Origin of the sequence: Conexibacter sp. S30A1, from assembly GCF_023330665.1 — a bacterium.
In the GTDB taxonomy this organism is placed as follows: Bacteria; Actinomycetota; Thermoleophilia; order Solirubrobacterales; family Solirubrobacteraceae; genus Palsa-465.
This window is the reverse complement of sequence record NZ_CP097127.1, coordinates 101,317-125,499: the sequence shown is the minus strand read 5'-3', so window position 1 is coordinate 125,499 and position 24,183 is coordinate 101,317. Positions and strand designations below refer to the sequence as shown.

The 24,183-nt window shown below is 68.1% G+C and carries 24 protein-coding genes and 3 tRNA genes; 17 read left to right on the top strand and 10 right to left on the bottom strand.

Annotated elements, in window-relative coordinates; all coding sequences use genetic code 11:
• Nucleotides 1-11 precede the first annotated feature (11 nt).
• Complete coding sequence (gene lhgO / locus M3M54_RS00625) at nt 12-1,205, bottom strand: L-2-hydroxyglutarate oxidase (protein ID WP_249020258.1); 1,194 nt, start codon at nt 1,203-1,205, stop codon at nt 12-14.
• 61 nt (nt 1,206-1,266) lie between these two features.
• On the opposite strand from lhgO, the gene M3M54_RS00620 reads away from it, so the two are divergent.
• The 4 genes from M3M54_RS00620 (at nt 1,267) to M3M54_RS00605 (ending at nt 4,218) form a co-directional block, all read left to right on the top strand.
• A complete protein-coding gene (locus M3M54_RS00620) occupies nt 1,267-2,157 on the top strand; it encodes a class II glutamine amidotransferase (protein WP_256465834.1) in 891 nt (296 codons plus the stop codon).
• A gap of 68 nt (nt 2,158-2,225) precedes the next feature.
• A tRNA-Ser gene (locus M3M54_RS00615) sits at nt 2,226-2,314 on the top strand.
• Nucleotides 2,315-2,371: 57 nt separating this feature from the next.
• Nucleotides 2,372-3,403 carry an LLM class flavin-dependent oxidoreductase gene (locus M3M54_RS00610; RefSeq protein WP_249020256.1) on the top strand — a complete coding sequence of 344 codons (1,032 nt, stop codon included), beginning with the start codon at nt 2,372-2,374 and terminating at the stop codon, nt 3,401-3,403.
• Nucleotides 3,400-4,218 (top strand): alpha/beta hydrolase fold domain-containing protein, encoded by an 819-nt coding sequence (locus tag M3M54_RS00605; RefSeq protein ID WP_371878629.1) that lies wholly within the window; start codon nt 3,400-3,402, stop codon nt 4,216-4,218. Before M3M54_RS00610 ends, M3M54_RS00605 begins: the two co-directional genes overlap by 4 nt.
• Before the next feature lie 9 nt (nt 4,219-4,227).
• On the opposite strand, the gene M3M54_RS00600 is transcribed toward M3M54_RS00605, so the two are convergent.
• The 4 genes from M3M54_RS00600 to M3M54_RS00585 form a co-directional block, all read right to left on the bottom strand.
• Nucleotides 4,228-4,854, bottom strand: coding sequence for a LysE family translocator (locus M3M54_RS00600; RefSeq protein WP_249020254.1), 627 nt, complete (start codon nt 4,852-4,854; stop codon nt 4,228-4,230).
• A gap of 12 nt (nt 4,855-4,866) precedes the next feature.
• Complete coding sequence (locus M3M54_RS00595; protein ID WP_249020253.1) at nt 4,867-5,418, bottom strand: glutathione peroxidase; 552 nt, start codon at nt 5,416-5,418, stop codon at nt 4,867-4,869.
• Nucleotides 5,415-7,043 (bottom strand): APC family permease, encoded by a 1,629-nt coding sequence (locus tag M3M54_RS00590; RefSeq protein ID WP_249020252.1) that lies wholly within the window; start codon nt 7,041-7,043, stop codon nt 5,415-5,417. The genes M3M54_RS00595 and M3M54_RS00590 overlap by 4 nt, the downstream gene beginning before the upstream one ends.
• A 103-nt stretch (nt 7,044-7,146) precedes the next feature.
• The gene (locus M3M54_RS00585; protein ID WP_249020251.1) at nt 7,147-8,277 is read right to left on the bottom strand and encodes a CaiB/BaiF CoA-transferase family protein; all 1,131 of its coding nucleotides are present in this window, start codon (nt 8,275-8,277) and stop codon (nt 7,147-7,149) included.
• A 96-nt stretch (nt 8,278-8,373) separates the two neighbouring features.
• Between M3M54_RS00585 and M3M54_RS00580 the strand changes: the two genes are divergently transcribed.
• Nucleotides 8,374-9,534, top strand: a complete 1,161-nt coding sequence (locus M3M54_RS00580; protein WP_249020250.1) for an acyl-CoA dehydrogenase family protein — start codon at nt 8,374-8,376, stop codon at nt 9,532-9,534.
• Here the strand turns inward: M3M54_RS00580 and M3M54_RS00575 are convergent.
• On the bottom strand, nt 9,509-10,663 hold the full coding sequence (locus tag M3M54_RS00575) for an MFS transporter (protein ID WP_249020249.1): 1,155 nt from the start codon (nt 10,661-10,663) through the stop codon (nt 9,509-9,511). The genes M3M54_RS00580 and M3M54_RS00575 overlap by 26 nt on opposite strands.
• Before the next feature lie 103 nt (nt 10,664-10,766).
• On the opposite strand from M3M54_RS00575, the gene M3M54_RS00570 reads away from it, so the two are divergent.
• From M3M54_RS00570 to M3M54_RS00540, 7 genes are all read left to right on the top strand, one after another.
• Complete coding sequence (locus M3M54_RS00570) at nt 10,767-11,762, top strand: LacI family DNA-binding transcriptional regulator (protein ID WP_249020248.1); 996 nt, start codon at nt 10,767-10,769, stop codon at nt 11,760-11,762.
• A gap of 37 nt (nt 11,763-11,799) precedes the next feature.
• Nucleotides 11,800-12,543, top strand: coding sequence for a sulfite exporter TauE/SafE family protein (locus M3M54_RS00565; protein ID WP_249020247.1), 744 nt, complete (start codon nt 11,800-11,802; stop codon nt 12,541-12,543).
• 33 nt (nt 12,544-12,576) lie between these two features.
• Nucleotides 12,577-13,287, top strand: a complete 711-nt coding sequence (locus tag M3M54_RS00560) for an RNA methyltransferase (RefSeq protein ID WP_249020246.1) — start codon at nt 12,577-12,579, stop codon at nt 13,285-13,287.
• A 60-nt stretch (nt 13,288-13,347) separates the two neighbouring features.
• Nucleotides 13,348-13,623, top strand: coding sequence for a DUF503 domain-containing protein (locus M3M54_RS00555; protein WP_249020245.1), 276 nt, complete (start codon nt 13,348-13,350; stop codon nt 13,621-13,623).
• A 48-nt stretch (nt 13,624-13,671) separates the two neighbouring features.
• Nucleotides 13,672-13,758, top strand: a tRNA-Ser gene (locus tag M3M54_RS00550).
• A 37-nt stretch (nt 13,759-13,795) separates the two neighbouring features.
• Complete coding sequence (locus M3M54_RS00545; protein ID WP_249020244.1) at nt 13,796-14,008, top strand: hypothetical protein; 213 nt, start codon at nt 13,796-13,798, stop codon at nt 14,006-14,008.
• Nucleotides 14,005-14,214, top strand: coding sequence for a hypothetical protein (locus M3M54_RS00540; RefSeq protein WP_249020243.1), 210 nt, complete (start codon nt 14,005-14,007; stop codon nt 14,212-14,214). The genes M3M54_RS00545 and M3M54_RS00540 overlap by 4 nt, the downstream gene beginning before the upstream one ends.
• A gap of 271 nt (nt 14,215-14,485) precedes the next feature.
• Here the strand turns inward: M3M54_RS00540 and M3M54_RS00535 are convergent, their stop codons facing one another.
• On the bottom strand, nt 14,486-16,210 hold the full coding sequence (locus M3M54_RS00535) for an APC family permease (RefSeq protein ID WP_249020242.1): 1,725 nt from the start codon (nt 16,208-16,210) through the stop codon (nt 14,486-14,488).
• Between the two features lie 288 nt (nt 16,211-16,498).
• Between M3M54_RS00535 and M3M54_RS00530 the strand changes: the two genes are divergently transcribed.
• Both M3M54_RS00530 and M3M54_RS00525 read left to right on the top strand, forming a co-directional pair.
• Nucleotides 16,499-16,572 (top strand) — tRNA-Arg (locus tag M3M54_RS00530).
• Between the two features lie 253 nt (nt 16,573-16,825).
• Nucleotides 16,826-17,098: a hypothetical protein gene (locus M3M54_RS00525; protein WP_249020241.1), complete on the top strand. Its 273-nt coding sequence runs from the start codon at nt 16,826-16,828 to the stop codon at nt 17,096-17,098.
• Between the two features lie 353 nt (nt 17,099-17,451).
• Here M3M54_RS00525 and M3M54_RS00520 read toward each other — a convergent pair whose 3' ends face one another.
• The 3 genes from M3M54_RS00520 to M3M54_RS00510 form a co-directional block, all read right to left on the bottom strand.
• Nucleotides 17,452-18,006: a peroxiredoxin gene (locus M3M54_RS00520; protein WP_249020240.1), complete on the bottom strand. Its 555-nt coding sequence runs from the start codon at nt 18,004-18,006 to the stop codon at nt 17,452-17,454.
• Nucleotides 18,007-18,354: 348 nt separating this feature from the next.
• Nucleotides 18,355-18,693: a hypothetical protein gene (locus M3M54_RS00515; protein ID WP_249020239.1), complete on the bottom strand. Its 339-nt coding sequence runs from the start codon at nt 18,691-18,693 to the stop codon at nt 18,355-18,357.
• A 1,297-nt stretch (nt 18,694-19,990) separates the two neighbouring features.
• Nucleotides 19,991-20,884, bottom strand: coding sequence for a hypothetical protein (locus M3M54_RS00510; protein ID WP_249020238.1), 894 nt, complete (start codon nt 20,882-20,884; stop codon nt 19,991-19,993).
• A gap of 270 nt (nt 20,885-21,154) precedes the next feature.
• On the opposite strand from M3M54_RS00510, the gene M3M54_RS00505 reads away from it, so the two are divergent.
• From M3M54_RS00505 to mobF, 3 genes are all read left to right on the top strand, one after another.
• Nucleotides 21,155-21,301, top strand: a complete 147-nt coding sequence (locus M3M54_RS00505) for a helix-turn-helix domain-containing protein (protein WP_249020237.1) — start codon at nt 21,155-21,157, stop codon at nt 21,299-21,301.
• Between the two features lie 55 nt (nt 21,302-21,356).
• Nucleotides 21,357-23,069, top strand: a complete 1,713-nt coding sequence (locus tag M3M54_RS00500; RefSeq protein ID WP_249020236.1) for a type IV secretory system conjugative DNA transfer family protein — start codon at nt 21,357-21,359, stop codon at nt 23,067-23,069.
• A 344-nt stretch (nt 23,070-23,413) separates the two neighbouring features.
• Nucleotides 23,414-24,067 (top strand): MobF family relaxase, encoded by a 654-nt coding sequence (gene mobF, locus M3M54_RS00495; protein WP_249020235.1) that lies wholly within the window; start codon nt 23,414-23,416, stop codon nt 24,065-24,067.
• Nucleotides 24,068-24,183 lie beyond the last annotated feature (116 nt).

Sequence of the window (24,183 nt, the reverse complement as noted above, 5' to 3'; positions counted from 1 at the left end):
GACAGGCCTGGTCAGGCCGGGCGCAGCTCACCGACGATCTGTTCGGCGATCGCGAGCGCCGCGGTGGCGGCTGGCGACGGTGCGTTTCGCACCAGCACGACACCGTCGAGCCTGTCGATGCGGAAGTCATCCACAAGCGCTCCGTCAGGATCAAGCGCCTGTGCCCGGATCCCGGCGGGCGCAGGCTCGACGTCGGCCGCGACGAGCTCCGGAATGAAGCTCCGGGAGCGTGCGACGAACGCCCGCCGCGAGCGCGAGCCCCAGAGCTCTGCCACACCGGCGCGCCAGTGGTGGCGCGCCAGCGTCCTGAATCCCGGGTAACGGAGGGTCTCGATCAGGTCGCCCACGGCAATATCTCGGCGCCTGTAGGCCTCGCGTCCCGTCGCCAGGATCGCGTTTGGCCCGATGTCCACGCCACCGCCGATGCGGCGCGTGAAGTGCACGCCGAGAAATGGGTAGGCGGGGTCCGGCACCGGGTATATGAGGCCGCGCACGAGATGCTCACGGGAGCTCACCAGGCGGTAGTACTCACCCCTGAAGGGAACGATCCTGGGTTGGGCGGGTGCCCCCGCCAAGCGCGCAAGACGGTCAGCCTGCAGACCAGCGCAGACGATCAGGCGATCGAACGCCAGCGTCTCGCCCCCGGAGAGGCCGACGCGGACCTCCGCCGCCTGACGGCTGATCGCCACCACCCGCGCGCCCAGCCGCAGCTCACCACGGGCGTCACGAACCTCCTGGGCGTAGGCGCTGGCGATGGCCCTGTAATCGACGATCGCTGTCTTGGGCGAGTGCAGCGCGGCGACGCCGCGAACGTGCGGCTCGATCTCGCGCATCTGCGCCGGTGCGAGCCTGCGAAGTCCCGGCACGCCGTTGGCGCGGGCACGGCGCTCGAGCTCGTCCAACCGGTCCAGTTCCTCGCGACCACGCGCGACGATTAGCTTGCCGCAAGCTTCGAAGGCGATGTTGCGCTGCGCGCAGTAGTCGGCCAGACGCTCGGCGCCCTCACGACAGAGCCTGGCTTTCAGCGAGCCGGGCGGGTAGTAGACCCCCATGTGCACCACGCCGCTGTTGTGGCCGGTCTGATGCAGGGCGACCTCCCGCTCCTTCTCGAGCACGGTCACCACCCACGACTGCCGCTGGACGAGCTCCCGCGCAACCGCGAGCCCGATGATGCCGGCACCCACAACGCCGATCCGGAGCGACATCTAACGTGTCGAGCTAGAGCGGCACACACGCCGATCATACGGCGGCGCTACCGTGTCGCCCATGTGCCGCCTGTTTGGCCTGAGCGGAGGGCGAGAGCCCGTGAGCGCGACCTTCTGGCTGCTGGAGGCGCCCGACTCGCTGGCCGTGCAGAGCCATCACGACCCGGACGGGACCGGGCTGGGCGCCTTCCGGCCCGATGGCAGTGCCTACATCGACAAACAGCCGCTCGCCGCCTACGCTGACCGCGCGTTCGCACAGGCCGCGCGGACCGTGCGCTCGCGGACGTTCGTAGCTCACATTCGCTATGCGTCCACGGGCGCGGTGGCAATGGAGAACACCCACCCGTTTGAGCAGCGCGGCCGGCTGTTTGCGCACAACGGCGTGATCGGCGAAGTTGTCCGCCTGGAACAGCGGCTCTCCGACAGCCGTGACCTGGTCCATGGTGAGACGGACTCGGAACGCTTCTTCGCGCTGATCACGCAGGAGATCGAAGCTGACGGCGACGTGGGCGGCGCGATCGCACGCGCGGCCGGCTGGATCGCCGCCAACCTGCCTGTGTTTGCGCTCAACTGCGTGCTCATCACGGATAGCGAGCTGTGGGCGCTGCGCTACCCGGCGGTTCATGAGCTCTACGTGCTCGAGCGGGGAACCGGCGAGGGCGGTCCCGCCCGGGGCGAGCATCTGCACCACCGTGGCTCGCACGGTGAGCTTCGCGTGCATTCGGCGGAGCTTGGCGAGCGCGCCGCCGTGGTTGTGGCCAGCGAGCGCATGGACGACGACCCCGGCTGGCGGTTGCTCGCGCCCGGCGAGCTGATCCACGTCGACGCGGACCTGCATGTCCACAGCCGCATCATCCTGCAAGAAGCACCCGCGCATCCGCTGACGCTGGCTGACCTGGATCCACGTGCGGCGGCATCACAGCGCGTCGCCCAGGGGCCGTCGCGCACCTGAGCCGCGGGCTCAGAACCTATACACTCCCGCTCACACCCGGCTCGCCAACGCTGCGCGCGCGGGCTTCCGGAGAGGTGGCCGAGTGGCTGAAGGCACTCGCCTGCTAAGCGAGTATGGGGCGAAATCTCCATCAGGGGTTCGAATCCCCTCCTCTCCGCTCGCCCGGGGTCGCCTGCCGGGATCGGCAGACGCTGGGCGATAAAGTCGCATGCCCATGCGCTTCGGCATCTTTGACCACATCGACGACTCTGGGCTCACGCGCACAGAGCAGCTCGGTCAGCGGCTGCGGCTGACCGAACAGTACGACCGTGATGGCTTTTACGCCTACCACCTCGCCGAGCACCACGGCACCCCGCTCGGGCTGGTCGGCTCACCGAACGTCTTTTTGGCCGCGGTGGCGCAGCGGACCAGCCGTCTGCGCTTCGGCGCGCTGGTCAACGTTCTGCCGCTGAATCACCCGGTCCGCCTGATCGAGGAGTGGTGCCTGCTCGATCAACTGAGCGGCGGGCGCCTCGAGCTTGGCGTCGGTCGCGGTGCCTCGCCGATCGAGGCCTCCTTCTACGGCGTGCCCGCAGAGCAGACCCCGGAGCTGTTCGAGGAGTCCTACGAGCTGGTGACAAGCTACTTCTCCGCGCGCTCGAGCTTCAGCCACCACGGCAAGCACTTCACGGTCTCCGAGCTGCCGCTGACGGCGCGGCCGCTGCAGGCTCCGCACCCACCACTCTGGTTCGGTGCCTCGCGGCCGGACCGCGCCGGCTGGTGCGCGGAGCGCTCGATCAACGTCATGTCGTTGGTCAGCGCGGAGCGCACGCGGGTGACGACCGACGGCTACCGCGAGCGCTGGCAGGAGCTCGGCCGCGACGCATCCGAGCTGCCTCACCTGGGCGTCAACCGCCACATCGTCCTGGCCGACACCGAAACCGAGGCGCTGCGGATCGCCGAGCGCGTATATCCACGCTTCAAGGCCTCCTTCGAACACCTGTGGCACGAGCGCGGCATGCCGTGCCCACCGATCTATCCGGAGCGGCTCGGCGAACTGCTTGACCAGGGCGGCGCCTTTGTCGGGACACCGGAGGGCGCACGCCAATACGTGTCCGACCAGATCCAGACGGCCGACATCAACTACATGACCGCCGACGTGGCCTTCAGCGGAGTCACGTTCGAGGAGGCGTCGCGCACCGCGAGCCTGTTTGCCACAGAGGTGATGCCGGCGTTTGCCGGTGATGGGACCGAGGTGGGTCGCTGAGCACCCGCAGCGTCCTTGACGTCCCCTACCGGACAATCGACGGCACAGATCTCTGCCTTGACATACACCGCCCCGCGGGTGGCCGCGAGGTGCCGTGCGTGGCGTACTTCCACGGTGGCGGCTGGGCGCGCGGCTCGCGACAGGACCGGGCTGAAGAGCGCCTGCTGGCGCTCGCCGCACACGGCGTGGCGGTGGCGAGCGTCAGCTATCGGCTGATTGACACCGCCACGCACCCCGCACAGCTGGAGGACGGCCGAGCGGCACTCGGCTGGCTGCGCACCCATGGCGTCGAGCACGGCCTCGCGACCGACCGGATCGGCGCCTGGGGAGCATCGGCGGGCGGCTGGATCGCGCTCATGCTTGCGCTCAGCGATCAGGGCGATGGGACCGGTCTGGCCAAGCGTCCGGACGCCGTGTGCGCCTGGTTTGCGCCGACCGATCTGACCACGGTCCGCAGCGAGCGCGACGGCGCCGCGCTCGCTCTCCCAGAGTTCATCCAGGGCCGTGCGATACCCGACATGGAGGCCGGCCTGCTCGGCCTGAGCAACATCGGCGATGACCCCATGCTCGCCCGAGCCGCCAGCCCGGTCACTCACGCACAGCACGCGCGCACGCCGGTACTGCTGATCCACGGCGACCGCGACGGCCTGATCAGCTGCGCGCAGAGCCGGGCCCTGCACGGCGCGCTCACCAGGGCCGGCGGTGACTCGCAGCTGTTGCTGCTCGCCGGCGCAAACCACGAGGACGAAGCCTTTCACAAGCCCGCCGTGCTGGCGGCAACGGCGGGCTTCTTCAGCGCCGCCCTGAGCGGCTAGCGGCTGGGCTCAGCGGTCGAGCACCAGGCCAACGCCAACGCCGACCAGCACAAGCCCCGAGACCCGGTCGATCGTCGCCTTCACGCGCGTGCGGCTCAACACGTCCGAGAGCCGCACAGCGGCGAGCGCGTAGCTCGCCATCCAGGCGAGGTTGAAGGCGATGAAGATGCCCCCGAGCAGCAGCAGCTGCGGCAGCGCAGACGCGTGCGGAGAGACGAACTGCGGCAGCAGGCTGGTGAAGAAGATGCCGACCTTGGGGTTCGAGAGGTTGCTGAGCAGACCCTGGCGCAGCCCGCCGCGCCCACTCACAGCCCGCGCCGCCAGCGTTGAGGAGGTGACGCCCGCGGCCACGCGGCGTGACTCCCAGAGCGTGCGTGCACCGATCCAGATCAGGTAGAGCGCCCCCGCGAGCTTGAGCGCGTCATACAGCGTCGCGGAGCTGCGCAGGAGCGCGGCCACCCCGAGCGCCGTTGCCCCGGTCCAGACCACCAGCCCGACGTTGATCCCCAGCGCGCTGCCGAGCGCCGCTTCGCGGCCGTGGACGAGGGCGTTGCGGGTCACGACCGCCGTGTCCGGGCCCGGGAGCAGCGCGATCGCCACCACCACTCCCAGGTACACAATCAGGTGGCTTGGCACCACCTCAGTATCTCAGACGCGGCCCTGCTCCCCGCCCGCCAGTGCGCGCTCGATCGACTCGGTGATCTTGGGGCCGTCCGGCTGCACGGTCGGACCCCAATGCTCGATCAGGCGACCGTCGCCTCCGACCAGGTACTTGGTGAAGTTCCACTTCGGCGGCGCCGAACCCGGCTGGCTGATCAGCGCCGCCCAAAGCGGGTCGGGACGGTCACGGACCGATAGGCGGGTGCTGAGCGGAAACTGAACGCCATAGTTGCGTTGGCAGAAGGAGCCGATCTCGCCGTCCTCCTCGTACTCCTGGTCGGCGAAGTCACCGGACGGACAGCCAAGCAGCTCAAGACCAGAGTCGTGGTAGCGCTCGTAGAGACGCTCAAGGCCCTCATACTGGGGCGTGAAGCCGCACTTGCTGGCGGTGTTGACGATCAGCGTCGGGTGCCCGCGCCAATCCGCCAGATCGAGCTCGCCCCCGTCAAGCAGCTTGACGCGGTGCGTGTAGAGGTCGGTCGCTTCCGCGAGCCGCTCCGGACGTCGCATGTACATCCGGAGCGTCGACAGTTTGCTCATGACTCCATGGTACGTTCCGCACCGGTGGGCTCGAGCGCGTCGTGGACGTGGGTGCCGAGCTTGCGGTCGGGCCGCCCAATCGCGTAGTAGATGCCGCCGATCAGCCCGATCACGACCATCACCATCAGCGTGATCCAGTCAATGTTGAAGTACGAGCGCGGGCTGCTCAGACCGCTCGGGATGACGACGTTTATGAACATCAGCGCCAGGTAGGCGAGGGCGATGACCGAAACCGTCCAGCCGAAGCGGCCAAGCCGGAAGGCGCCCGCCGGCACCCAGCCGCGCGCGCGGGCGATCATCGAGCCGATCACGGTCATCAAAAACGACAGGTAGATGCCGCTCACGCCGAAGGAGACCAGCGACACAAGCGCGCTGGTGTTGGCCGGGTAGGTGAACCAGAGGATGCTGACGTTGTGCTTGGGCGAGACGAACACGAGCAGCACGAACAGCACCGTCACCCCAGCGCCGCCGAGCAGCGCGTTGACCGGGATGCTGTGGCGGTCGCTGACCTTGGAGATCCAGCGCGACGCCGGCAGCGCGCCGTCACGCGCGTATGAGAACGCCAGGCGCGAGCCGGCGCCCTGCACCGAGGTGCCGCAGGAGAAGAAGGCGTAGATGATCAGCAGGAGCAGGACGTCCTGGAGCCACTGCGGCAGCTGGGCGAGGATCAGCGGGATGCCGCCGGTCACCGCCTGGGCGTTGCTGGTGTGAGCCGGGATCGCCAGCAGCAGGCCGCCCGTCAGCACCAGCGACGCGATCCCGCCCCAGATCAGCGCCAGGCGCATCGACCGCGGGATCATCCGGCTTGCCTCCTTGGTCTCCTCGGCGATGTCACCGGCGGACTCATAGCCGTAGAAGATGTAGACGGGTGCGAGCACGGCGATCAGCGCCGCGCCGGTCCACCAGTTGCCGTGGAAGTTGAAGCCGTAGGCGTTGGTCTTGAGGTGCGTGGCACCGTGGCTCGAGAACAGGTACCCAAGGCCGTGGTGGAAGCCGTTGATCGCGAGGATGATCGCGATCCCGAAGGTGCCCATCATCTCGACATACACGCCATAGCGCGCGACCCGCGCCATCACAGCGGTGCCGGTGATGTTCATGAACGTCTGGATCGCGACGAGCACGAGCGTGACGATCAGGATCGTCACATGGGCGCTGGGGTTGATGTTGGCCCCGAACCAGTTGTGCAAAAGCGACGTGACATAGCTGACCACGCCGGTGTCCACCGAGGCGACCGTGACCAGCAGCGCGACGCCGTAGAACCAGCCGACGAACCAGCCGTAACCGGCGCCGACCGAGAACTTGCCGTAGTTGTAGAGCGCCCCAGCCACGGGGTAGTGGCTGGCGAGCTCGCCGAACACGAGTGCGACAAACAGCATGCCGATCAGCGGCACCAGCGTCAGCCAGATGTATGAGGGACCCGCCATCCCGAGCCCGAGCACGAACAGCGAGTAGATGCCGACCATCGGCGAGAGATAGGTGAACGCCACCGAGAAGTTCGAGAACAGACCCAGGACACGGGTCAGCTGCGGCCGGTAGCCGAGCTGCTCGAGCCGCTGATCATCTGTGAGCGTCGCCGCATTCAACGCAGCGCCCGCCCCGGCCTGTGGACCACTACCGCTTGACACCCTCATCGCCTCCTGTCGTGTGGTAACGGGACTTCTATCACGGTGCGCGGCCATTGCCATACGCCTCGGCGGCCAAGACACGGGCCAGCTTTGGCCGCCGAGGCTAGGCGGGCAGGTCCGGCGGTGTCAGCCGGTAGCTGACGGGGGTGCGCGAGAGCTTGAGCGGGTTGCGCGGCAGCCTCACGACCGAACCGTCCGGGCTCGCCATGGCGACGATCGGCTCAAGCCCGAGTCGTGCCGCCAGCTCGAAGGCGTCGCCCAGGTCGTTGACGGCGCCGGCCGGCACCCGTGCATCGGTCAAGAGCTGCGTCCACTCGGCCGCCGGCCGCGCCGCGAGCAAGCGCTCGAGCTCCAGCCGCAGCGCCTCGCGGTGCTCAACCCGTGCGGGGTTGGTCGCAAAACGCTCCTCAGCGGCGAGCGCCGGCGCGCCCAGGACACGGCAGAGATCCTGAAACTGACGGTCGTTGCCGACCGCCAGCACGATCCGCTCGGCACCCGCGCGAAAGACGGCGTAGGGCGCGATGCTCGGATGCTCGTTGCCCATGCGGGCCGGCACGACGCCGGCGGCTGTGTAGGAGGAGGACTGGTTGACGAGCGCGGCCAGCAGCGCCGAAAAGAGGTCGACCTCCACAAGCTGGCCCTCGCCGGTGGCGTTGCGGTGCGCAAGCGCCGCCAGGATCCCGACCGTGGCAAACAGGCCCGTGATCACGTCAACGAGCGCCACACCGACCTTCTGCGGCTCCCCATCCGCCTCGCCGGTGATGCTCATCAGACCGCCCATCGCCTGCACCAGGAGGTCGTAGCCCGGCAGCGCAGCCGCCTGCGGCGTCCTGCCAAACCCCGTGATGGAGCAGTAGATCAGGCGCGGGTTGACGGCGGCAAGCTGGGCATAGCCGAGCCCGAAGCGATCAAGCAACCCGGGCCGGAAGTTCTCGACCACGACGTCCGCGTCGGCCGCCAGGCGCCTGATGACCGCCACGTCCGCCGGGTCGGTCAGGTCACTGGCGATGCTGCGCTTGTTGCGATTGACAGCATCGAAGTAGGTCGCGCGCCCCTGCGCGTCGTATGGTGGCCCCCAGGCCCGCGTGTCGTCGCCTGCGCCGGGACGCTCAACCTTGGTCACCTCCGCGCCGAGGTCGCCGAGCACCATCGTCGCGAGCGGCCCCGCCAACACACGTGAGAAGTCCAGTATCCGCAGGCCGGCCAGCGCGCCGTCGCCAACTCCGTCATTCATCTGCAACGATGCTAGGCGCTTTTTAAACCGGGCCTCGGAGTCAGGTGGAGGATCAGCCACCGGACCGAGGGGAGATGCGCTCAAGGAGCCGCCCACATGACACGGCCGCATGACTTCCTGGACATTGATTTTCTGCTCTCAGACGAGGAGCGCGAGATCCGCGACATGGTGCGGCGCTTCGTGGCTGAGCAGGTCACGCCCTACGTGGGTGAGTGGTTTGAGCAGGCGACGATTCCGCGCGAGCTGGCGCCGGCACTCGGCGCGCTCGGGCTGCTCGGCATGCACCTGGAGGGTTACGGCTGTGCCGGTGCCAGCGCGACCGCCTACGGCATCACCTGCATGGAGCTCGAGGCCGGTGACAGCGGCGTGCGCAGCCTGGTTTCGGTTCAGGGGTCGCTGGCGATGTTCGCGATCCACCGCTGGGGCTCCGAGGAGCAGAAGCAGGAGTGGCTCCCCAAGCTGGCCACCGGCGAGGCGATCGGCTGCTTCGGCCTGACCGAGCCGGACGCGGGCTCCGATCCTGGGGCGATGCGCACCCACGCGCGCCGCGACGGAGAGGACTGGATCCTGAATGGGCAGAAGATGTGGATCACCAACGGGTCGGTCGCGGACGTCGCCGTGGTCTGGGCTCGCACCGACGAGGGCATCAGGGGCTTTCTCGTGCCACGCGATACCAAAGGCTTCACAGCCCCGGAGATCCACCGCAAGCTGTCGCTGCGCGCCTCGGTGACCTCTGAGCTGGTGCTCGACGACGTGCGGCTGCCCGCAGCGGCGCAGCTGCCGCTGGCGACGTCGCTGCGCGCCCCCCTGTCATGCCTGAACGAGGCACGCTACGGCATCGTTTGGGGAGCGATCGGCGCCGCCCGCGCCTGCTTTGAGGCGGCGCTCTCCTACAGCCAGGAGCGCGTGGCGTTCGGGCGACCGATCGCTGCCACGCAGCTGCAGCAGGCCAAGCTGGCCGAGATGGCCACCGAGGTCAACCGCGGCCTGCTGCTGGCACTGCACCTCGGCCGCCTCAAGGACGCCGGCCGTCTCGAGCCGGAGCAGGTGAGCATGGGCAAGCTGGCGAACGTGGGCGCGGCGCTGCGGGTGGCGCGGACCGCACGCCAGGTTCTCGGCGCCAACGGCATCACGCTCGAGTACCCGGTCATCAGGCACATGAACAACCTCGAGTCGGTGATCACCTACGAGGGCACCGCCGACGTGCACGCGCTGGTGGTGGGCGGGGCGCTCACGGGGATCCAGGCGTTTCGCTGAGCCGGCCGGCCGGCAGCGCGAGCACCGCCAGTGCGCTGAGCGCGACCAGCGCGCCCAGCAGCGAGGCGTCACGCAGACCACCGGTGGCCAGTGCCAGGGCGCCGAGCAGCGGGCCGCTGGCGATGCCGACGTTGTACACGGTCGAATACCACGCGGTGCCATTCGTCGGCCCGTGCTCCATGACCGCCAGCTGGTTTGCGACCGTCATCAGGCTCTGGCCGAGCCCCAGCAGCGCCAGGCATGCGATCGCCGCCAACGGCTGCGCGCCGGTGGCAAAGAGGCCGAGCAGCGCCAGCGCCATGAGCGCGACCGCAAGCGCGCCGGCGTGGCGCGGGTGGCGACCATACAGCACCCCGCCGAAGCCCAGGCCAAGCGTCGACGCGAACCCGACGGCGAGCAGCACCGGTGCGACGGAGGCGCGCGGCAGGCCGGCCACACGCACCAGCAGCGGGTTGGCGTAGGTGTAGGCGGCAAAGTAGGCGCTGACGGCAAGGCAGGTGGCGGCCAGGACGCTGCGGTACCGCGAGCGGCCAGCGGGCCGCTCGCGGGAGGCTACGGCGGCGAGCGGCTCGTTGACCGGCAGCGCCAGCAGCAGGACGACAAGCAGCACGAGCGCGGCGCCACCCAGTGTCGCGAACGCAGGGCGCCAGCCGGCGAGGTGCCCGATCGCGGTGCCGAGCGGCAGCCCGATCACGAGGCCGGCGGCGCTGCCGGCGAAGACAGCGGTGACCGCCTGCCCGCGGCGCTCGGGTCGCACGAGCCTGGCGGCCTGCACGGGCCCGACCGCCCAGAAGAGCGCCTGCCCGCAGGCGGTCAGCGCCCGGGCGGCGAGCAGCAGGCCGTAGTCGGGCGCGAGCACGCTGCCCAGACAACCGAGCGCCAGTGTCGCGGCGGTGGCCGACAGCAGCGTGCGCCGGCGCAGCGCTCGCAGCGCATGGCTGAGCGGCACGGTGACGACGACGACGATCAGCGCGTAGATCGTCACCAGCAGACCGGTCAGCGCCAGCGAGGTGTGCATGCTCGCCGCGATCTGCGGCAGCAGCCCGATGGGCAGGCTCTCGGCCGTCACAAAGCAGGCCGCGCACGCTGCCAGCGCCGCCAGCGCAGCGACCAGCCGAGGCTTTGACATCGCACCCTGCAACCGGTTGCAAGCTAGCATCCGGCCCGCTACTCTGCAACCGGTTGCAATGATGTCAACCTGCCACAGGAGCCCACCGGAGCAGACGCTCACCATGGCTGACGTCGCCCGCCTGGCGGGCGTGTCCAAGGCGACCGTCTCGCGGGCCCTCAATGACAGCCCGCTGGTCAGCGCCGCCACGCGCACGCGTGTGCGCGAGATCGCAAACGCCCACCGCTTCCAGATCAACGCCACCGCGCGCAGCCTCAGCCGGCGCCAGAGCAACGTCGTGGCACTTGCCACCTACGACCATGGGACGCAGATGGCTGGCGAGAAGCTGCCGGACGCCTTCGTCCTGGAGCTCACGAGCGGCCTGATCGCCGGGCTGCACGAACACGGCTACGACCTGCTTGTGATTCAGATCGGGGCGACCGACACGAGCTGGGTCGAGCGCTACCTGGACTCGCAACGCGCGGACGGCTTCGTCCTGCTGGGCGCGCACTGCACCGCCAGGCATCTGGAGGCGCTTGAGCGCCGGGGAGCCGCGTTCGTCGTCTGGGGCCTTGACTCCGTCAGCCACAGCTTCAGCTCGGTGACGGGTGACAGCTTCGCGGGCGGACGCCTGGCCACGCGCCACCTGCTGGGGCGCGGGAGCAGACAGATCGCCTTCATCGGTGGCCCGGACCGCGAACAGGAGGTCCGTGATCGCTACCGCGGCTACGCGGCGGCGCTCGCACGCGCAGGAGTCCAGGTGGATGAGGAGCTGGTCAGCTACGGCTCCTACGAAAGGGAGTCCGCGACCGCCCGGATGCGGGCGCTGCTCGAGCGGCGCGGCGAGCTGGACGCGGTCTTCGCCTGCAGCGACGTGATGGCCATCGCGGCCATCGATGTCCTGCGCGAGTCGGGGCGCCGCGTACCAGACGACGTCGCCGTCGTGGGCTACGACGACATCTTCCTGGCCGCCCACACGGATCCGCCGCTGACCACCGTGCGCCAATCAGGGCCGCTGGCCGGCCACCTGCTGGCCGATAGCCTGCTCACACAGCTGCGGACCGGCGCGATTGGACACGTATCGATGCCCGCTGAGCTGGTCGTGCGACGCTCGGCGTGAGCCCAGGCCGGGCGCCGCGAGCTCCTACGATCACACCGTGACCCCGCTCGACGCCGTGGTGGCCCTCGTCGCCGCCCTTGCCGCAGGCGTTCAGACGGCGGTCGGGATGGGGTTCGCGCTGGTCCTCTCCCCCGTGCTGCTGGTGGCAACGACGCCACGTCCGGCGATCCTGATCCTGACGGTGCTCGGCCTCATGGTGAACGTCATCACGCTGGTGCGCGGGCGCCACCGGATGCAGGTTGCCTGGGAGGAGGTGGGGCCGATCCTTCTCGCGGCCGTCCCGGGCAGTCTCGGCGGTCTGCTGCTGCTGAGGGCGCTCAGCAAGCCGACGATCGAGACCGCCGTCGGCGCGATGGTCGTGGTGCTCGCGCTGGCGCGGCTGACACACCTCGAGCCGACCGTGTCCGGTCCCGTCAGGGTGGCGCGGCTCACGGTCGGTGCGCTGGCGGGCGTGCTCTCAACCGCGAGCGGGATCAACGGGCCACCGCTGGCCATCTGGCTCTCCCAGCGCCGGCTGTCAGCCACGGCGATCCGTGACTCGCTGGCCGTGATCTTCCTTGGGACCGGCGCCATCACGACCCTCACGCTGCTGCCTGACGTAGCTGGGACGCAGCTGCCTTGGACGCTCGCGGGTCTTGCACTGCTCGCCGTCCTGGCCGGGCAGCTGGCCGGCCACCACATCCACCTGCGCGCAAGCACCGAGCAGCTGCGCCGCGCGCTGTCGCTGATCATCCTTTTGACGGGGATCCTCGCGCTGCTCTCCGGACTCGGCGTGCTGTAGTGCTCATAGCAAATGTTGAAGGGCTCCACGCAAATGGAACTGGCTGACGTCACACGCGCCCGGCGCACACCTGGGCTGGTCGTACTGGAGGGCTTTCACGCCGTCAAGCACGCGCTGCGCTTCGGCGGTGAGCTGCTCGGTACCTGGACCGCCGACCCGGCGGCGCTCGAGGTGCTGCGCCTGCGCCTTGCCCCGGACATCGCGCTGGCCGCGCAGCTCGTCGCGCCAGATGAGCTGCGGCAGGTCAGCCCGCGTGCGCAGGTCGTGGCCGTCGCCCGCCGGCCCGCGCAGCCCGACGCCGACACGGTGCTCGCCGGCCCCGGACACGTGGTGCTGCTGGAGGATCCGCGCCACCTCGGCAACCTCGGCGCCGCCGTGCGCGTCGCCGCGGCAGCGGGCGCCGCGGGGGTGATGACGACGGGCAGGCAGGATCCGTGGCACCCCGATGCGCTGCGCGGCAGCGCCGGCCTTCACTTCGCGCTGCCCGTGCACCATCTGCGCGCGCCGAGAACCGGTGCGCGCGAACTGGTGGCGCTCGACCCGGCCGGCGAGCCGTTTGAACCAAACGCGCTTCCGCAGCGCATGCTCCTTGCCTTCGGGACCGAGCGCGACGGGCTGACCGACGAGCTGCTGGCGCTGGCCTCGCGCCGAGTGGCCCTGCCGATGGCCGCGGGCGTCTCGTCGCTCAACCTTGCCACGGCTGTTGCCGCCACGCTCTACGCGCTGAAGCTGGCCCAGGCCTGAAGCCCGATCCGGGTCGCCGCAGCTGGCGGGGCGATAATCATCACGGTGTACGTGGCTGCCATGCGCATCGAGCTTCACCTCCCCGCCGCGGGCTCGCTGAAGGCCAAGCGCGCGGTGGTCAGGCACCTGATCGAGACCGCACGCCAGCGCTACGGCGTGTCCGCCTCCGAGGTCTCCCACCACGATCTGTGGCAGCGCACCGGACTCGGGTTCTGCGTCGTTGCGCCCACCGCCGCCCACGCCGAGGAGCTGCTTGACCGCGTCGAGCGCTTCGTCCTCTCGCACCCGCAGGTGGAGGTCATCGCGCGTGAGCGCCACTGGCTGGAGACCGGGTGAGGCTGCGAGGCCCAGCCGGTTGGTAGCCTGCTTGCAGTCCACGCTCCCGGAGGGGTGGCAGAGCGGTTGAATGCACCGGTCTTGAAAACCGGCATGGGTGTGAGCCCATCGCGGGTTCGAATCCCGCCCCCTCCGCTGCACTGCGATATGTCGTCAATCGCTGATCGTGGCGGTGGCGCTCGACGCAACCTGGCCGCCTGACTTCATCCACGTCGTGTTCGGGTCCGCTTGGACGATCATCGACCTGTTCGCTGGCCTGATCCTCGGCCCGATCCTCGGCAGCCTTTCGATCCCAGCACGGATCGGATTCACCGTGAAGTTCATGCCGAAGATCGTGGTGCTGACGCCGGCGGTCGTGACCGCAACACTGGTGGCGGGGTCGTGACGGGCATGATCGCGGTCGGTGTGATGGCGGTGATCGCGCTCGGGTTGCTCGAGCCCGCCAACATCGCGGTGCCGGTGGAGCTCAAGAAGACGCGGCCGAACCCGGCGGTGATAGAGCGCCTGATGCAGCGTTTCGTCCACTGCCCGGGCATCACCGGCCTGCTGCAGATCGCCACCTTCGTGATCATGACGCGCCTGGCGAGCTGAGCGGACGCCATGACCGAGGAGCACATGGACGAGCACCGCTGTCCACCGATGACGCAGACCGCGATGCCGTGACTCGCGCTGATAGTTGCCGGTGGCATCTACCTCTCAGCGCACCTGCCGCACCAGGCGCCGCTCTTGCCGGGGTGGCGCGCTGGCACCAGGACGGCTGAGCTCAGCCCCCCGTCCACGTATGGCCGCCGAGCGCCACCACGAGTGGGTGCGGCCCGCTGGCCGCACCCACTCGCTTGAGCGACCGCCGCCTACGCGCCGCTCAGTGAACGAAGCCCTCGGCTGACGGGTAAACGTCCTCAACGTACTCGTCCACCTTGGACTCCGGCAGACGCGCACTCATCGCCCAGTAGAAGCAGACGATCGCCCAAACGGCTGAGACGCCCAGGGTCCCGCCGAGCGTCAGATCATCGTTGCCACCGCCGCTCAGGACGTTCTTGAAGAACCCGACGCCACCGATGATCCCGCCGGGTCCGAAGGCCCCAAAATACGAGATCACGAGCAGCCCGATGAAGTAGCCGGCGATCCAGGGGAGCGCCTGCCAGTCCATGGACGGCGCCCTTGAATTCGACTTGGTCAGATAGGAGATCCAGATCAGCAGGTAGCCGAGCAGCATCGCCACCATCAGCGTCGTGTAGGTCTGCCAGCCGGCGAAGATGATGATCCACGTCGCCCCAACGAACGCAGCCGGCGCCAGGAAGCCCATGCCCGAGACGGCGTAGGGTCGCTCGAGATTGGGCTTTGACCGGCGCAGAGCCGCGGCCGAAAGTGGCGCGCCCGCATACATCAGCACCGACGCGCTGGTGACGATCGCCACCAGTGACGCCCAGCTCGGGAACGGCAGCAGGAACAGGATGCCAACCAGCGTCGCGATGAGCACGCTGAACACGGGGATCTTCGTGCGCTGGTCGATGCGCTCAAACGCCGAGGGAACAAACCCGTTCTTGGACAGGCCGAAGCTGAGCCGCGAAGCCGACGTCGTGTAGATCAGCCCGGTGCCGGCGGGCGAGACCACCGCGTCGATCCGCAGGATCGTCGCCAGCCAGAAGACGCCCGCGAGACTGGAGATCTCGAAGAATGGGCCGCTGGTCAGCAGGCCAACCTCCGGTATCTTGGCCGCCGCAGGGCTGCTGAGACCGGCCCAGCCACCCACCTGCTTGAGCAGGTGCGGGTCCATCGCGCCGATGAAGGCGACCTGGACGAGGATATAGACCACGGTGCCAATGATCACCGAGCCCATCACTGCCTTGGCCAGGTGTCGTTTGGGATCGGCTGCCTCGCCGGCCAGCTGGACCGCCTGCTCGAAGCCCAGGAGCGAGAACACAATCCCGGCGGGCAGCGTCTCGATGATCCCCTTGATCGCGCCGTGCTTGAAGAAGAAGCCGCCGGCGGCCGCGCCGAAGTTGCCGCTGTGGAAGTGACCGAAGATCAGGATCACGATCGCCAGGCAGGGGATGATGACCTTCCAGGTTGTGACGACGTTGCTGATGCGCTCCAGCCAGCGGATGCCGATGAGGTTGAAGAGTACGAACAGCACGAGCAGGATCAGCGCCACCAGGTAGCCGAACCCGTGCAGCGTTCCGGCGGCGCCACCGGCCGCAGGGTTGTACTTGAAGAAGCTCCTCGCCCAGTGCGCTGTGGAGAGATACTGAACGGCTGCCAGCACCTCAATCGGCGCGACACTCGCCGCCTGCAGATAGGACGCCCAGCCGAACGTCGCTCCCGCAAAGGACCCGAACGCGTAGTGCGGGAAGCGGCTGGTGCCGCCGGTAACGGGGAAAAGACCACCGAGCTCGGCGTGCATCAGCGCGAGCACGGTGATGATGATCGCCGCGAGGACCCAACCGAGGATTGCGGCCGGACCGGCAAGCAGCGCCGCTCCCAATGCCCCGAACAGCCAGCCCGACCCGATGATCGAGGTCTCAGAGGCCCACAATAGGCCCAAAAACCCGAGCTTCCGGTCCAGACCGTCCGCATCGAGTCTCATCGTCGGCTGTGTTGAAGTAGCTCCCAACTTCCCTCCCTAGGGTGTTTGGCAAAGTGCGACTCTAACCGCCGCGTGCGGCGATTTGTGGAGCATTTAACTGTCGCGGGCGGCGGACCGAGTCTCACTGGGATCTGTCCACACGTACCCGGGTTGCTTGTGTGTACAGGCGACAGGCTGCCGCAAGCGGCCCGCAGCGGTCGCGCCCAGCTTGATGCCGTTATCCTTGTCCTGCGCACGCCAGCCTGCCGATCCTCGGTGGAGGTCATGCAGGCTGACGGAGCAAAACTCGCGCCCGTAGCTCAGCTGGATAGAGCGTCGGTCTACGGAACCGAAGGTCAGGGGTTCGAATCCCTTCGGGCGCGCTCAAGGAACTCCTCGCTTTTGCGGGGCTTTTCTGTTTGTCGACCCAACCGTAACCGAGCATCGTCGCGTTTGGCTACCACTTTTGGCTACCAAACTTCGCCAACTTTGAGCGGCAAGGCACGCGGCGCTACAGGTCCGGGCGGAAAGTCGCGATCGCGACCTGCCGTCCGCGCAACTGCGGATGATCCCGGCATCGGAACTCTGGAACATGATCATCCGCTGCCGTGGTCGGCCCGCCATGACCGGCAGCTCATGCCGCAGGAGCGGCAGCTGCTTGAGCAGATCGCGGCCGGTGAGATCGATCAGCAGCTCGTTGCGATTGCCGACGCCGTCGAGGCCCGGCTCGAGCTGTTGCACACGGTCCGCTCCGCGAACGCGCTGGCCGAGCTCTCAGTCGGCGATGCTGTGATGTTCACGGCCAGGGTCCGTCCGCGTTATCCCGAGCACGAGAACTGGTCCAGTGGCGAGATGGCGATGCGCTGGACAGCAGCCGGGAGACGGCACAAACCGCAACGATCGCGCTGACGCCAGCCCGGGCGGACTGCGACGATCACGTCACCCTCGTTGCTGATTGTCACGTCCTCGACCACCGTTCCATGCAGGCCCGACAGGCCCGCCCATACCCTGATGCTGCGCACGTCTCGTTCCGCCTCCATGAAGTTCCGACCCTGAAGAAGCCGGAAACGCCAGAGACGACGGGGCGTGCGCCCACTCCTCAGCCGGTTACTGCACCCACGAAAACGTCAGGAGAGCCCGAAAACCGGCTTGACTTACAGCGTTATTCGAGCGTGACGGAGTTGACCGCGCTCGGACAGGCGGCGTGACACTCGAGTGGCGAACCTCGATGAGAGCACAGAGCCGTGCGCCGCAGCTCGGACTCACGTGCTGCGAGCGAGAGCCAGATCCAGATTTTTGGTCAACCAGCCGTTCGTCACCACGACCGTCTCGGCTTGCACGTCGCCTTTGGGGCCCACGATATAGGTCTGCGGAATCTGATAGACGCCGTAAGCCTGCGCAAACGCGCCGGTCGGATCGCGTAAGGTCGGGAACGACAGGTGATATCTCGCGAGGAAGCTCATGGCGTCCGGACTCGAATCCTGAAACGTGACGCCGAGCACCGTGCCACCGCGGGCTCTCAGCTGAGCCTCAGCCGCGCGGATTTGGGGAGCTTCGGCCTGGCAGCTGTCACACCAGCCGGCGAAGAAGTTGATCATCACGACCTTGCCGCGCAGACTCGCCAGCGTTTTGCGTCCGTTGCTGGACCCCAGCAACGGAAGCGGCATCTTCGAGTCCGGGGCGATTGGATGGTGGCCAGCGTGCAACTGGCTGATGAGGGCCGAGGTTGTGCCGTCGTTTGAGACGCCAAAAGCCAACACCACCAGGAGCGCGACGACAACAGCCGAAACGACGGAGGGAACCGCGAACCTGCGCATCGACTGGAATATATCTCTGAAGGTTCCGAACGTCGGTCAATGGGCGTCCTCACGCAAGGGCTACTGGCGGATCGCAGGCTCCTGGGTCCTCTGCTACGCGCTGCCCAACGGCTACTTGGCCGATCTCGGCCGACAAGGGGTCGCCGAACCGCACCGCCGTTCCCGGGAATGCTAAGCGAACCGCCGGATGCGGACCCGCATGTCCGGTGGTGTGGGAGGCGCCGGGGTGAGCTCGGCGCCTACCCAACTTTTTCGGTCTCAACGTCTGCGCGCTCCCACGGAGCCGTCCAACGGCCCGAATTTCCATACGAGGTAATCTGGCCATAGACGCACTTCCCTGCGTCGACCTCATATCCGACGTAGAAATCGATTGGCGAGCGAGCGTTTGACGCGCGGAGCACGCTGTTCACTCCCCAGCTCGAAGTGTTGCCTGTGGTAGCTCCCGTCTTCAGCGCCGTGACGATACGCGCCGCGATCGGGGCCATGGCGGCCCCTGGGGCCACACAGCTCATCGACCTCCTCGGCCATGATCGTCTCCCACACGCCAAGACCAACGCCGACGCTCACTGCCAGCAGACCCACCTTTGCTGCCCCGGCCGGCTCGCCGAGCGCTTCAGCCACGCGCAGCGACAGACCATCTGCGACTTCCGACGCGGTGACGACACGGGCGGGCGATACGGTGTTCATGCGGTTGTCCTGTCCCCGTCCCGGAGCGCCAACTCCGGCAACGGCTTCTTGTTTTCACCCCCGCACACTGCCAACAGCAGTGGACGCAGGGCAGGAGAACCGCCATCTCAATTTCTACGGAACGCGGGACATCCTCCTGGATCGATCACAAACAACGTCCCCGAAGGCGACACGGCCAGCGCAGCCAGATTTCTCAAAAGTGCCGTCGTCTGCCGAGCATTCGCCGCCGAGCGCGACCCGCCGCTACGGCGCGCGGCACGAGTGTCACTCCCAAAGATAACGCGACGACCGCGATCCGAGACGTTCGGACCCAACGCTTACCGTAAGCGGTTAGCGATCGGCAACTGACGATGGACTCGATGAGGGGGCTCTTCTCGGCCAGTGGTTTGAGGCGCGGGAGGAAGGTGAGTTTGACGGGATCTCCGACAGCAGCCGGTGGGAGCGCAGTCCGATCCACTTCGGTGCTACGCGCGCAAGCTCAAGACAGATCTGGGAACAGACCAGAACCCGATCCATCCGGGTCACTCGGACTACATCGTCCAACACAGTTTCGAGAACCCCGGCCTGGCCGGCTGGCATAGCGTGCTCGATCTTTCAGATCAAGTCAGCGCGTGGGGCTGCGGGCGGGAGCGGGAACCCACCAGCACCCAGCGCGCCACCGAGACCCTGGCGCTCTCAGAGTCAGTGCTGGTTGTCGGGATGTCAAACGTGGCGATGGAACTCGTGCGCCAGCCGTTGGTGGCGGGCTACGCGCCGCTGCGGTCCCCGACTACACACGGGAACCCGCACGCGGGACTGGGCGGCCTTGACCGGGGGCGGCGTCGTCCAGGGCTGCCCCTTCCCGGACTCCCTGCTCTCCCGCGCCGGACGGCCGGGCTGTCACCGAGCCGCAGGCGAGGGCAAGGGTCGCGAAGCGGCCCTTGACTGCCCGGTTGCCGGCGCCACAATCACGTGTGTCCGGGAAGGGGCCATCAAGCCGGTAGCCGGTGTGCGCTGCGATGAGCCCACGCGTCGCGCAAGGGGCGTCGCGCGACAGCGGTAAGCGGGCGGCGGACGGGACCTGGCCGGTGAGCGGCGTGTGGGCCGCTACTGGCGTCGCCGGCGTTTGCGGCGCTTGTGGCTGGCTGCTAGCTGGCAGCCAGCGCGGGCCGTGACGGCGCTCGTGACGGGGCGGCTCGTCAGGGTGCGTTGGGCCGCCACGGTGACGGCGCTGCTGACGACTGTCGCGGTGACGGCGTCGGCGGCGCTTGAGGGTGTTTTCACCGCGAGCCGCGGCCGGGTCTCGGGATCGCGGCGGTCAGTCTGTTCGTCCGGGCCAGCGTCTTGGCGGCCGGCCCGCACCAGTTGCGGGCGCGGCTGCTGCCGCAGGACCGCCGGCAGACGGCTTGGCTGACGGCTGTTTGCTCGCGCCTGAATGTTGCTTGTGAGGGTCGTTTGCGCCAACACCATCCGCGTCTGCCGTCGTGCTGCTTTCGGGCTCGTTCGTGCTGTAGGTGTAGGGGGCTGTCTGCCAGAGCTCTTCGAACAGGCCGTGGAGGCGCTCGGCTAGGCCGCCTGGAATGGTGGCGTCCAGCTCGATCAGCGGGCAGTTGAACTGCAGCGTCTCGGCAGGCAGGTTGATCCCGGCGATCATCGTTCCGTCGGCTTGGATGAACCAGGTGTCCATGTGGATCTGGCCGGCTGCGATCTCGACGCCCGGGGCGTCTGCGAGCGTTCCGTACCCGGGGGTGTCCTGGTCGGTGATCACCCTCACCTGACGGCCGGCTGCAGCATGCACAGAGAGCAGCTCCAACAGTCCGGGAATGATCTCGAGGCGTCCGTAGGGGTCGAGGATCTCGATCGGCCCTTCGGTGGTGTTGATCAGCGCGACCAGGTCAGGGGCATCTGGCTGGTCGGGGTGCGCCCACGTGCCGGTCACGTCACCCGCACCCCGGCCTGTGTCGCCGGTCGTGCTGTCGCTGTCGGCCGGGTCGCTGTCGCCGGCAGGCTCGCCTGCCGAAAGCGCGGGCCAGAGCTCCTGTTCGGTTGTGTTCAGGGCGCGTGCGATCGCACGCCGGCGGCGGGCGTGCGGGACGGTGTCTGCGTTGACCCACCGTCCGACGCTCTTTGGGTCAACACCAACGATCCCGGCGAACGCCTCCAGCGTGACCCCTGAGGCGCTGATCGCGTCCGCGAGCCTGTCGTTTGCCACCCTCTTCACCCCTTCCACCGGACGTTTTCGGCAGCCACGAAACCGGCGTGTTTGCTGGCGTTCCGCTGATTGTAAGCGCGCGAAACGTCCGAAACGTCCTGGGTGGTGGTCGAAGACGTCTTTGAAAATGTCCAGAAACGTCCTTGCCGCCCCGGGGGGTTGTGGTGCATGTTGTTTGCCATGGCCGCTACCGCCACCCATAACAACCACACCCCTTCCGGTGGAGCGAACGCTGTGCCGCCGGTGCGTGGCCTTACGCGTGCTGAGGTGATGACCGCACCAGAGGTCGCCGAGCTGCTCGGCCTGCCGGTCTCGACCGTCTACTACCTCGCGCGTCGTGGTGAGATCCCCGCGTGCAGGTTCGGGCGCGCGTGGCGGTTTCTGAGACCAAGGATCGAGGAGAAGCTAGCCGCATGAGCCCACGACCCGCGATCATCCGCACAACCAACTGATCAGACAGCGAGGTGAGGGTATGAGCAGCCGGTGGGGGCCAGAGCACCAGGGTGAGCGGCAGCGACCGAGGCTCTCGCCACGGTGGCTCGCGTGGGTGATCATCGCGCTGGCGGTCTACGGCATTGCCCAGGACGGGATCTACGCCGGCAACCCCTCCCACAAGCTCGTGCCGGTGATCGCCGGGCCTGTGATCCTCGTGATGTTGGCGCTACTTGGACTCCCGGCCAGCGTGCAGCGACGGTTGTTGAAACCGTTTCTTGACCACACCGGACAAGGGGAAGGTCAGGGGCAGCGCCGGGCTGGAGGTGCTGGTGGTGTTCAGCGACCGTCTGGCGGGAAGCCAACAGGCGCCGCGACACCGGCTGACTTGTTGAAGGATGCGCGGGATGTGTGCTGGCGGGCTGGTGGCGGCCCGTACCTCGGCCTCACCGGCCAGGGGCAGCGACGCTACGGACGCAGCGAGCGGGCCGTGCTGATCCTCGGACCACCCCGGTCCGGGAAAACCAGCTCGGTGATCATCCCGACCGTGGTGGCGCACACCGGGCCGGTCGTCTCGACCTCAACCAAACCGGATGTGCTCACAGCGACCGGCAGGGCACGTGGCCGGGTTGGGCGGGTGTGGGTGTTTGACCCCGCCGGCAGCAGCGGTTCGAGGATGGGTGGGATGGAGCTTCGCTGGTCACCGGTCACAGGCTCCACCAGCTGGGATGGGGCGTTGCTGCTCGCACGTGCGATGACATCAGGTGTCGGGGCTGGGACAACGGACCGGTCGCACTGGGCTAACCGCTCCCAGGCTTTGTTGGCGGCGTTGCTTCACGCCGCCGCGATCCACAACCATGACATGGCGACCGTGGTTGGGTGGGTGATGTCCCATGACCTGGATCAGGCAGGTGTGCTGCTTGAGGATGAGCGCTGCTCCCCTCTGGCGTTCCAAACGCTGGTTGGGTTGTTTCACACCGAGGAGCGGGAGCGCTCAGCGATCTTCAGCACCACCGCCGGCGCGCTGACCGCCTACAGCAGCGAGACAGCGTTGCAAAGCGCGAGGATCCCGAACTTCAACACCACCGAATTCGTTGCCGGCCAGGACACCATCTATATTCACGCGCCCGCCGAGCAACAGGCAGCCGCCGCACCACTGGTGTGCGGGCTGCTTGCGGAGATCCGTCGCGCCACATATCACGCGCACGCCCAAGGACGGCTGAAAGGCCGGGTGCTGTTCGCGCTGGATGAGGTCGCGAACATCGCCCCGCTTGAGGAGCTGCCACAGATCGCCTCAGAAGGCGCAAGCCAAGGCCTCCTGCTTTTGGCAGCCCTACAGGACCTATCGCAGGCCCGAGCCAGGTGGGGGGAGCAGGCAGACGGGTTCTTGACGTTGTTCGGCACCAAGCTGATCCTGCCCGGGATCGCTGACACCAGAACCTTGGAGGCGGTGTCGGTGATGCTCGGGGAGTATGACCGCCAGGTGGTCTCTCGCACCCGCCCGCACACCGGGCTTGCCGAAGCGATCCTTGGTTCGTCAGCCCCAACCCAGAAACCGACCAGGACCTACTCAACACAGCGCACCCGGGTGCTCTCCCCCGGTCAGGTCGCAAACATCGCAACCGGCAAAGCCCTGCACCTCGACGGCGTCAAATGGGAGCTTGTCACCCTCACCCCCGCCCACGCACACGAACCGTGGCGGACCCTGACCGCACCCGCGCCGCCGGCCGCGCCGCCAGCCGCTTCGAGCTGACAGCAGCGGACCATGCTCACGACCAGCTCAGACACGGCTCGGAGCGCCGGAAGGGCGCGAACGAGGGTCTGGGTGATCGGAGCGGTGGCCAGGTCGTGCAGGGCCTGGTCGTGCGGCGCCTGGTCGTGCAGGGCCGGGTCGTGCGAGGCCAGGACCAGGTCGCTGCGAGCGATCGCAGGCAGCCCCAGGACCAGCCCGGACGCGGGCCGGTTCAGTCAAGGGCGGCCCGGACATCTAGGACAACTTGCGGGCCGAGCACCGAGTGCGTGGAGTGTATGTCTGGACGTCCTGGGCTCACAGCCGTCCCGCGGGCATGGCGGGACGGCCATGGCAGGTGATGCGGGATGTTGATCTTGGCGAAGATCACGCACGGCTCCGCGGGCGGGTATGCGGAGTATCTGGACGGCAAGACCCGCTCCGCGGAGCTTGGGGACTACTACCTCAAAGACGGTGAACGGGTCGAGGCACCAGGACGCTGGGCAGCCGGTGCTGAACGCTTCGGACTCGACGGAACGCCAGCCGTGACCGGGGAGCAGTTGCGAGCGTTGATGGCGGTCAAACGCCCGGACAACGACGAGCAACTGCGCCGCACCGGCGGCTCGGGTGAGGCGGTCGCGGCTGTGGACGCGACGTTCTCTGCCCCGAAGTCCGTGAGCGCTGCCTGGGCGATCTCAGACCGCGAGCTCCGCCGGAAGATCGAGGCCGCGCATGAGACGGCGATCGACCGTGCGCTCTCCTATGCGACCGGGCAGGTGCCGATGTTGCGCTGGCGTGTGAGCTCCACCAAGGTGATCCACGAAAAGGCAACGGGGCTTGTGGCGACGAGCTGGCGGAACACCACCGCACGTGCGGTCGCAGACCAGCTCCCCGACCCGCCACTGCACTCCCATGTGCTGTTGCACGCCGCCGTGAGACGCGATGGGAGGCTTGTGGCGATCGACTCCCGCTCCTGGCTGGTTCACCAACGCGTTCGCGCGGCTGGCGGCGCTACTGGCTAAACGCCACGGGCGTCGCGTCCGCTGCGGCTGGGGCATGCTGTGCGCCTCCCCGGACCGGATGGGGTTGATCACGCTCACTGGAACTGTCATCGCGCCCCGGCCCTCACGGCCCCGGC